Consider the following 9,983-nt stretch of genomic DNA (forward strand, 5'->3'; position numbering starts at 1 on the left):
CTGCATCGCGGCCATGGCGCTGGGGGCCGGGCTGGTGGAACGCCATTTCACAGACCGCATGAGCCGCCGGGGGCCGGGGAAATCCGGGCGGAGGAGTATGAGGCGGTGCTGGGAAAGACAGCGGCCTGCGATATCGGGGAGGATGTGCAGTTGGAAAGAAGCATGATACGCAGATGAAGAAGATTTTATTTATTACGGGTACCCGGGCAGACTACGGGAAGCTCAAGCCGCTGATCCGGGAGGTGGAACGGGCCGGGGAATTTGAGGCGTATATTTACGTGTCCGGGATGCACCTGATGGAGGTGTTCGGCTGTACATACCGGGAGATCATAAAAGATGGGTACCGGAATGTCTACACGGATTTCGCCCAGATCCACACAGACAGCATGAGCTATAACCTCGGGGATGTGATCTGCCACCTGACCGGGTTCGCGGGGCGGATCCGCCCGGATCTGATGGTGGTCCACGGGGACCGGATCGACGCCCTGGCCGGGGCTGTGGTGGGGGCCCTGAACAATATCCGGGTGGCGCATATCGAGGGCGGGGAGGTGTCGGGCACGATTGACGAATCGATCCGCCACGCGATCTCCAAGTTTGCCCACCTGCACCTGGTGTGCAATGAGGAGGCCGGGAAGCGGCTTGTGCAGCTCGGGGAGGAGGCGCGGCGGATCCATGTGATTGGCTCGCCGGATATTGATATCATGCTGTCAGGCTCGCTCCCTTCGATTGATAAGGCGAAGGCCAGGTATGATATTCCCTATGGACATTACGGAATTTTTATGTACCATCCGGTTACAACCGACTACCCGAACCTGGGGAAAAAGATCCAGGAGGTGGTGGACGCGCTCCTGGAATCCGGGCGGAATTATATTGTGATTTATCCGAATAATGATAAGGGATCCGAGATTTTGCTGAATGAGTATAAGCGGATGGAAGGAGAGCGGCGGTTCTGCCTGTATCCCTCGCTGCGGTTTGAATATTTCCTGACGCTTTTAAAGCATGCGGATTTTATGATCGGGAATTCAAGCGCGGGGGTGCGGGAGAGCAGCGTGTACGGGATCCCGGCCATTGACATCGGGAGCAGGCAGGAAGGGCGGTACAGCCTGGAAAAAACCCGGAATTTACAGCATGTGGATGAAAACAGGGAGGAGATTTTAGAGGCGATCGGCCATGCGCAGGAATACCGCTTTGAGGCGAAGCAGTTTGGCGACGGCAGGAGCACAGAACGTTTTATTGAGCTTTTGCGGGGGCCGGATATATGGGATTTTGCGGTGCAGAAGAGGTTTGTGGATCTCAGTTCGACTGTCTGAAGCAGAGGCAGCCAGATTTTTGCGGGTTGGCTGTCAGGGATGGACAATCGACGGCTGCATAGATATTGAAAGAAAAACCGCTGTAACAGTTCTGCAAATGCCTGAAACCTCATACAATTCCGTTAAAAATGTGGTGAATACATGTGCTTAAATTTATAGCAATAATGCTGAAATAATGGACTCGTCTGATTGCAAAAGCGGCAAATGAATGTTACAATATTTATGAAAATGAATGTACATTATTTGTATATTGCAGCATATGCCAATGATATAAGGCGGTAAAAATATAAAGCGAATTTGGTCTAAAGAAAGCCAAAAACAGACGAATTAAAGGAGTAAGATGCTTATGGAAAATCTTAAGGTCTACTTGGACACATCGGTTATTAGCCATTTGCTACAGGAAGATGCGCCTGAAAAGATGGCAGATACGAGAAAATTGTGGGAAAAGTTTAAAGCCGGACAATATGACGTATATCTGTCTACTGTCACATTAGAGGAAATATCAGATTGTAAAGAGCCAAAGAAAACCCGGATGTATCAATATTTGAAACAGATAAATTATACACCTATCCAGATTACAGATTCCATGTCATCTGTTGCTCAGCAGATTATTGATATGGGGATCTTGACAAAAAAGAGTTATGATGACTGCCAACATATCGCTGCCGCAGTCATATACGGTTGTGACTGCATTATATCATGGAATTTTAAGCATATTGTTAATATTAAGACCATTAGAGGCATAAGAGCCATCACCAATTTAAGGGGCTATAAACCGGTTGAAATTATCAATCCATCTGTATTATTGGAAAGCGAGGTATGACTATGGATAAGTTGATAATCAGTCCAGACTTTACTATCGAGGATATCCACAAAATAAGGGAATATAACTATAATATCACAAAAGACATGACACCGCAGGAAAGACGTGATTTTTATAATAAACGAGGCATGGAAGTACACAAACAAATTCAGGAAATGCAGATACAGGAAGTATAAGTGTATTAAAATTTAACAAGCATTAAAATCAGGAAATCCGTTTCGTTCATGAAAATACAAAAGCATAAAAATTTGCCCTATAATTTTACCAGAGAGGGGAGAATAATTTATCTTGCCTCTCTGCGTCAAAGATAATCTCGTTTTGGCGATTCAGTTCCTTATAAATCTTCAGCAACTTCGGATATGCGGTGGCTTCAGCGGATATCACAGGCTTGAGTGGGATTTTTGTTGTTTCCTGTGCTGTTGCCTGTGCCTGCGTTGAATGATATTGCCGCCTGCTGCCTTATCCTTTTCCTCCGGATGCGGGGCTTTTTCAGAAGACTTTTCAATTTTATATTCCTGTTGATTTTTGTCATGACATTAATTATAATAAATTATAGCCAGTGTACTGTACCTTTCACCAGAGAGGCAGGAGATAAGGACAAAGAAATTGAGTACCAGTTAAAGACAACAAAGGCAAAGCTTGAAGCACTGGGAATTGTTACAGAAAATCTCAAAGTCAACAACCCCGCTGCAAGCAACGGGGTTGTTGACCCTCGCGGCAGTCGCCAAATGTGTATGTAAGCATGCCCACTTGGCTCGTTGCTCGCGGGAATAAAGGAATAGCAAAAAGAGCGGGCTTAGGAACTGTGCAGAAATAAATTTACCAGATTGCGCCGGGTATTTCTTCGAGAGTGCAGAACAAAAATCAGGCGCAGCGAGATTCTGAGTGTAAGTATATTGCCATTGATAGGGAGTGATGTAAATAGAAAAGAAAAAAATGGGCAGACCGACAGAGGCTCCAAAGAACAACAGAGAAAGTTTTCGATTGTCCGATGATGATATGAAAAAGCTAAAATTCTGTATGGAAAGAACCAGTATGTCCAAAACCGATATTGTAAGAAAGGGAATTGATTTAGTCTATCAGGAAACAGCAAACCAATGGAGCGTTACCACCCTGAGAAGTTGTGAACACTCTGTTTTCATCCATTCTAAGAAAATTTACGATGACAGTGATACGTAACATGGAGGAAAATTAGCTATGGCTGAAGGAAAAGATTTATTGCAGGTACTATGGAGCGGCGCGGATGTGCTCAGGGGGAAAATGGATGCAAATGAGTACAAGACGTATCTGTTAGGACTGGTTTTTTATAAATATTTGTCTGATTCATATTTGGTGAAAGTATACGATCTTCTTGAGGACAAAAATCCGGACAGCCTTGAAGAAGCGCAGCGCGCGTATGAAGAAGCGATGGGGTCAGACGACGCCGAAGATTTGCTGAGCGAGATAAAGGAATCAAAGTATTATACGCTGGATCCGGATATGACTTATGTAAGTATTTTAAATGCAGTTAAAAATAATTCCTTTAACAGAGAAAAGCTGCAGGCGGCTTTTAACCGTATCGAGGCGTCGGATGCGTTGTTTAACGGCCTGTTTGCAGATGTGGATCTGTACTCAAACCGGCTTGGCGCCAATGACCAGAAGCAGAGCGCTACGATCGCGGAGGTCATCAGGGTACTGGAAGGTGTGGACATGATCCATACAAAAGGGGATGTCCTTGGCAACGCATATGAATATCTGATCGGCCAGTTTGCATCTGAAACGGGCAAAAAGGCCGGAGAATTCTATACGCCGCACGGCCCCGCGCAGATTCTCTGCAGGATTGCCATATCGGGGCAGGAAGGGAAACGGGGATTACAGGTATACGACCCGTGCATGGGCTCCGGTTCGCTGATGCTGAGCTGCAGGAATTATTCAAAAGAGCCTGATTACATTCAGTATTATGGACAGGAGCTTATGCCGTCCACGTATAATCTGGCGCGCATGAATATGTTTCTGCACGGAGTCCTGCCCGAAAACCAGCATCTGCGCAATGGGGATACCCTTGATGCTGACTGGCCTGTGGACGAAGAGACGGAGTTCGATGTTGTAACCATGAATCCGCCCTATTCGGCCCATTGGTCCGCCGCGGAAGGGTTTAAACAGGATGAGCGGTTTATGGATTATGGGGGGAAGCTTGCCCCTAAGTCAAAAGCGGATTATGCGTTTTTATTACATGGGTTTTACCATTTAAAGCAGACAGGCGCCATGGCGATTGTTCTGCCCCACGGCGTTTTATTCCGGGGAGCCGCGGAAGGGTATATCAGGGAGACGCTGCTCAAAAACGGATCGATCGATGCGGTGATAGGACTTCCGTCAAATATGTTTTATAATACGTCCATTCCTACCTGTATCTTGGTATTGAAAAAGTACAGAAAAGGGCGCGACGTATTGTTTATTGACGCGTCCAGGCTGTATGAAAAAGAAAAGAAGCAGAATGTTATGCATGAGGAACATATCGACAGGGTATTGGAACTGTATCATGCAAGAGAAACGGTTGATAAAGTGTCGTATCTTGCATCGTTCGAGGATATCAGGGCTAATGATTATAATTTAAATATTCCCAGATATGTAGATACCAGCGAGGAAGAGCCGGAAGTGGATTTAAAGCAGCTTTCCAGATCGATCCGGGAAACGGACAGGGCGATTAAGGCCGGAAATGAGGCGCTTCTGGAAATGCTTGGGGAATTAACCTTTGCAAATCCTGAAACGAAGGATGCAATTGAGGAATTGATTGGCGTTCTTAAGGAGGTGTGATCGTGGCAAATACACCGAATGTGAGGTTTGAGGGGTTTACGGGGGAGTGGGAAGAGCGGAGGTTGGGGGAATTATGCGAAGTCACAATGGGACAATCACCGGATGGTTCTACATATAGTGATGAACCAAGTGACTATATTCTGGTTCAGGGCAATGCTGATTTAAAAGATGGGTGGGTTTTTCCCCGAATTTGGACAACACAAAAAACAAAAACAGCACAAGCTGGCGATTTGATAATGAGTGTCCGGGCGCCGGCAGGCGCTATGGGGAAAACTGCCTATGATGTTGTGTTAGGACGTGGTGTGGCAGGTATTAAAGGTAACGAATTTGTGTACCAGACTCTTGTGAAATTTGATTCTGATGGTTATTGGAAAAAACTTGCTGCGGGCTCAACATTTGAATCTGTAAATTCTGATGCTGTTAAAGGTGCTGTTTTAATAGTGCCACAAGATGTAGAAGAACAAGAGAAAATCGGACAGTATTTTGCACGCCTTGATTACCTCATCACCCTTCATCAGCGTAAGTATAATGGAATAAAAGAACTGAAGAAGTATATGCTGCAAAAGATGTTTCCTAAAAACGGCCGGAGAATCCCGGAACTACGATTTGCAGGATTTACCGGGGATTGGGAACAGCGTAAATTGGGGGAACTTGTTGAAAAGTACGAAGATCCGGTTGAAACTCCTCATGATGGATATGAAAGATTAGGTATCAGAAGCCACGCAAAAGGAACGTTCCATCGTTATGTGGAGGCGGGGAAGGAACTGGAGGCGGCAAAGATGCATCGCGTGGCTGCTGACAAATTTATTGTAAACATTACGTTTGCATGGGAGCATGCAGTTGCCATAACGGATGACGAAGATGCGGGGCTTCTGGTTTCTCACAGGTTTCCTCAGTTTTCATTTCACGAGAATTTGAGTTCTCATTTCTTTAAATATGTTATGCTTGACAGAAAATTCAGGGAACATTTGGAGCTGTCATCTCCGGGAGGGGCGGGCAGAAACAGGGTTCTGAAAATAGGCGATATGCTGAAATACAATATTTTATTTCCGAGTATTAGCGAACAGGCTAAAATAGGCGGGTATTTTGACGAAATCGACCGCCTCATCACCCTCTGCCAGCGCAGACACGACCAGTTAAAAGAAGTAAAGAAATTTATGCTGCAAAATATGTTCCCACAGAAAGGATAAGCGTATGGCAGAATTAGAATCCGTAATCGAAAAGAGGCTGATAGACCAGCTCTGCTGTGATGAGTCTCAATGGACCTACAGGCCGGATATCAGAACAGAGGAACAGTTATGGAATAATTTTAAATACATCCTTGAGCAGAATAACAAGGCGAAGCTGAATGATACGCCTCTCAGCGATTCTGAGTTTGCAAAGATTAAGAATGATGTATCCCATGCTTCATTCTACGACGCCGGGAAATGGCTGGCCGGAGAAAACGGTAAAGTCTATGTCCATGTCCAGCGCGGGAATGAGACCCTGCATCTTGCAGTGATGAATCATGAGCATGTGGCCGGCGGCTCCAGCGTGTATGAGGTTATCAGTCAATACCAGGCTTTTAAGTCAGAGGATGCAAAGGGCGATCGCGACAGGCGTTTTGATGTAACGCTCCTTATAAATGGCCTCCCCTTCATCCATATTGAGCTGAAAAATAAAGAACATTCCTATATGGACGCCTACCGCCAGATTAAGAAATATATTGCGGAAGGGAAGTTTCGCGGCATTTTTTCAAATGTGCAGATGTTTGTTGTAAGCAATGCGGCAGACACAAAGTATTTTTCCGCTGCAAGGGATACGGAATTAAACAAAAAATTTATCACAGGATGGCTGGATGAAGAAAACCAGCCTGTCTGCGATTATATCGAATTTGCCAAAGCTGTCCTTAAGATACCCATGGCGCATGAGATGATTAGCCGGTATACGGTTCTTGACAACGAAAAAAGGAAGCTTTTGATACTGCGCCCCTACCAGATCCATGCGATTGAGGCGATGAGGGCCGCTTCAAAGAGGGGGGAATCCGGCTTTATCTGGCATACGACAGGTTCCGGTAAGACGATGACGTCTTATAAGGCTGCAAGAAATCTGCTGATGGATATTCCGGCAATTGAGAAAACGGTGTTTCTCATTGATCGCAAGGATCTGGATGAGCAGACGAAAATGGCTTTTCAATCCTATGCCTCTACGGATACGATTGAGGTGGATGACACGGATTATGTCCATTCCCTTATCGAAAAGATGGCGGATGACAAGCGCCAGATGATCGTCACCACGCGCCAGAAGCTGCAGATTATGGTGAACCGGCGTCTGAAGGAGGGGACGAAGCAGTATAATAAAATCAAATCATTACGGGTTGCGTTTGTTGTGGATGAATGCCACAGGGCTGTAACGCCGAAGACCAAACGGGAGCTTGAGAAGTTTTTTACCAGTTCATTGTGGTATGGCTTTACGGGCACCCCCATTTTTGATGAAAACAGCTATGGACAAAAGGGCGATCTGCCCCAGACCACAGAGCAGTTATATGGAAAATGCCTGCACAGCTATACCATAAAAGAAGCGATCCACGACGAGGCGGTTCTGGGATTCATGGTTGAGAATCTCGGGGCAAAGGATGTAAGCGCTGATAATGCGAAACAGGTTTATGAAACGGAAGAACATATGCGGAAGGTTCTGAATGTCATCCTGAATCAGTCCTATGACAAATTTGGCATGAGAAATGGCAGGGGAAGAACGTATGAGGCGATATTGACGACCAGTTCCATTGCGATCGCACAGAAATACTATGATTTACTCACAAAAATTAAAGAGGGGAAAGACGAGCTGAAGATCAGCGACGACATACATAAGGCTCTGCCCGATTTTCCCAAATTTGCCATAACCTATTCGCTGTCGGAAAACGAAGAATTCTCCATAGTCAATCAGGATAAAATGAAGAAATCGCTATACGATTATTACAGGATGTTTGGGAGCCGGTATAACATAGACGCCATTCAATCTTATAACCGTAATCTCAATGAGCGGCTGGCGAGAAAAGAGAAGCGGTACCTGGATCGGAGCCAGCAGCTTGATTTGGTTATTGTGGTTGACCGGCTCTTAACAGGATTTGACGCGCCGTGCCTTTCCACTTTGTTTATCGACAGGCCGCCCATGGCCCCCCAGAACCTGATCCAGGCGTTTTCCCGTACCAACCGGTTGTTTGATGCCAAAAAGCTATATGGGCAGATTGTAACATTCCAGGCGCCAAAAGAGTATAAGGAGGCGATCAATGAGGCGCTCAGGCTATATTCGCGCGGGGGAGGCGGGAATCCGATTGCGGAGGACTGGGATGATGTGAAAGCATCCTTTTCCGTATCTCTTAAAGCACTCCGCAATCTGGCGCAGACGTCAGGAGATGCAGCAGGTCTGTCGCGAAAACAAAAAAAGGCGTTTATTCATCTTTTCAGGGCCCTGGACCACGATTTCGCGCACCTGAAATCATTTTCCCTATATGAACCGCAGGTGCTTGACGAGTTCGGGTTTTCCGAAGGGGAATATGAGGATTATGCCGCCATGTATAAAAACGTGATGGAAGAGTTAAAAAAGCCGGATGATAATCCGGGCGCGGACGAAACGCCGGTATGGGATGATTATGATTTAGCAGCCTACAGCAGGCTGAGGATTGATTTTGAGTATATTGTAGAATTAGTGCAGGGAGTTGTGGAGTCTCTGGATCCGTCGGCAGACGATTTTGACGAGGCTGAATTTGAAACCGGGATAAAAGCCGCCAGGGAGGTTATAGCAGAGTTTGCAGGCGATAATCCCAGGCTGAGCCTGCTGCTTGCGCAGGTTGTGGACAGGCTTGAAAACGATAAAGAAAGATTCATAGGACAGGACGTTTCTGTCATGCTGAACCGGATGCGTAATTCTGTGATTGACGCTGAAATCAGAAAATACGCTGAGAAATGGTATCTGGATTTTGAAGATGTCCGGTATGAAGCGTATCATTACAGGGACGGCAGGCTTGCAAACGAGAATCAGTTAAAGGACAGCGCGGATTATGCCGCATACAGGGAAGAACATAAAAATGCCCTGCCGAAAATCAAATTCAGGAAACAGATGATGGATGAGTTCAAGACAGTGCTGATGCCGGAGATCGCGCTGCTGGTGTAGCGGGTGATTTCCGCGGGCAGCGGGCCAGGGGGGGCATATTATTATTGAGATGCTGTAAAATATTACGTTGATTTTTACACTGATTGGTATATAATTATAGATAAGAAATTGGTGAGAAAGGAGAATGAATATGCCTAATATTTTACCAGTATCGGATTTAAGAAATTATAATGAAGTATTAAAAAATTGTCAGGCAGGAGAGCCGGTATTTTTGACAAAAAATGGCAGGGGAAAATATGTTGTCCTTGATATTGAGGATTATGAGAGGGACAGGGCGGAAAAAAAACTTTTGATGAAACTAAAAGAGGCAGAAGAAGCGGTGCGGGAAGGGGATGGCTGGCTCAGTTTAGATGAATTAAAGGCGGCTATGGAAAACAGTTTATGATGAAACTTCGTATTAACCCTTTCGTTGTTACAGATTTAAAAGAGATTTGTGATTATATTGCAGAAGATAATGCTGATAATGCGGCTCGCGCCATAGAAAAAATCTATGAGAAATTTGAGAGTATACAATTATTTCCGAATATAGGGGCTGACCTTTCCAAACGCGTTAGTTTTCGCACAGATTATAAATATACTGTCTGGAATGATTATGTAATTATTTATAAGATTAGGAAAGAGTTTGTAGAAATATACAGAGTAGTAAATTGCTATCAGGATATAACCCGAATTTTTGATTAGCAGAAATATTTATACAGGATTGCGGCAATGATTTTTAAGACACGCCTTGGCGCTTTTTCACAGGAGTGAAGGTAATGCCGCGCGGGGGATCCTGTTTCAGTTTTCTATTTTTGTCCTTTGTTTTCTTCTGAAAAAAAGCCGTCCTGTAGTAAACGGTAGATAGTGCGTACCTCGACTGTGAGGGAAAATTATGTGACAATAGACTATATTTCTATCACGGGTAT

8 protein-coding genes are annotated in these 9,983 nt (G+C 45.2%); all 8 read left to right on the forward strand.

Features of this window, described 5'->3' with window-relative positions; genetic code table 11:
* Positions 1-173: 173 nt before the first annotated feature.
* The 8 genes from neuC (at position 174) to NFS31_RS25520 (ending at position 9,759) form a co-directional block, all read left to right on the forward strand.
* Entirely contained in the window at positions 174-1,310 is a 1,137-nt protein-coding gene (neuC, locus tag NFS31_RS25485) for a UDP-N-acetylglucosamine 2-epimerase (protein ID WP_251501538.1), read from the forward strand.
* A 346-nt stretch (positions 1,311-1,656) separates the two neighbouring features.
* On the forward strand, positions 1,657-2,133 hold the full coding sequence (locus NFS31_RS25490) for a type II toxin-antitoxin system VapC family toxin (RefSeq protein ID WP_251501541.1): 477 nt from the start codon (positions 1,657-1,659) through the stop codon (positions 2,131-2,133).
* Positions 2,134-2,525: 392 nt separating this feature from the next.
* Positions 2,526-2,873: a hypothetical protein gene (locus tag NFS31_RS25495; protein WP_251501543.1), complete on the forward strand. Its 348-nt coding sequence runs from the start codon at positions 2,526-2,528 to the stop codon at positions 2,871-2,873.
* Positions 2,874-3,330: 457 nt separating this feature from the next.
* Positions 3,331-4,926 carry a type I restriction-modification system subunit M gene (locus NFS31_RS25500; RefSeq protein ID WP_251501546.1) on the forward strand — a complete coding sequence of 532 codons (1,596 nt, stop codon included), beginning with the start codon at positions 3,331-3,333 and terminating at the stop codon, positions 4,924-4,926.
* Positions 4,927-4,928: 2 nt separating this feature from the next.
* Positions 4,929-6,116, forward strand: a complete 1,188-nt coding sequence (locus tag NFS31_RS25505) for a restriction endonuclease subunit S (RefSeq protein WP_251501549.1) — start codon at positions 4,929-4,931, stop codon at positions 6,114-6,116.
* A 4-nt stretch (positions 6,117-6,120) separates the two neighbouring features.
* Positions 6,121-9,078 (forward strand): type I restriction endonuclease subunit R, EcoR124 family, encoded by a 2,958-nt coding sequence (locus tag NFS31_RS25510; RefSeq protein WP_251501552.1) that lies wholly within the window; start codon positions 6,121-6,123, stop codon positions 9,076-9,078.
* A gap of 130 nt (positions 9,079-9,208) precedes the next feature.
* On the forward strand, positions 9,209-9,463 hold the full coding sequence (locus tag NFS31_RS25515; RefSeq protein ID WP_251501555.1) for a type II toxin-antitoxin system prevent-host-death family antitoxin: 255 nt from the start codon (positions 9,209-9,211) through the stop codon (positions 9,461-9,463).
* The gene (locus NFS31_RS25520; protein WP_251501559.1) at positions 9,460-9,759 is read left to right on the forward strand and encodes a type II toxin-antitoxin system RelE/ParE family toxin; all 300 of its coding nucleotides are present in this window, start codon (positions 9,460-9,462) and stop codon (positions 9,757-9,759) included. The genes NFS31_RS25515 and NFS31_RS25520 overlap by 4 nt, the downstream gene beginning before the upstream one ends.
* The last annotated feature ends 224 nt before the right edge of the window (positions 9,760-9,983 follow it).

The organism is Otoolea muris (assembly GCF_943193115.1).
Lineage (GTDB): Bacteria > Bacillota > Clostridia > Lachnospirales > Lachnospiraceae > Otoolea > Otoolea muris.

Excerpts from the sequence above, each read along its gene's own strand:
- neuC (WP_251501538.1), top strand. The coding sequence starts at position 174 with ATGAAGAAGATTTTATTTATTACGGGTACCCGGGCAGACTACGGGAAG.
- NFS31_RS25490 (WP_251501541.1), top strand. The coding sequence starts at position 1,657 with ATGGAAAATCTTAAGGTCTACTTGGACACATCGGTTATTAGCCATTTG.
- NFS31_RS25500 (WP_251501546.1), top strand. The coding sequence starts at position 3,331 with ATGGCTGAAGGAAAAGATTTATTGCAGGTACTATGGAGCGGCGCGGAT.
- NFS31_RS25510 (WP_251501552.1), top strand. The coding sequence starts at position 6,121 with ATGGCAGAATTAGAATCCGTAATCGAAAAGAGGCTGATAGACCAGCTC.
- NFS31_RS25515 (WP_251501555.1), top strand. The coding sequence starts at position 9,209 with ATGCCTAATATTTTACCAGTATCGGATTTAAGAAATTATAATGAAGTA.
- NFS31_RS25520 (WP_251501559.1), top strand. The coding sequence starts at position 9,460 with ATGATGAAACTTCGTATTAACCCTTTCGTTGTTACAGATTTAAAAGAG.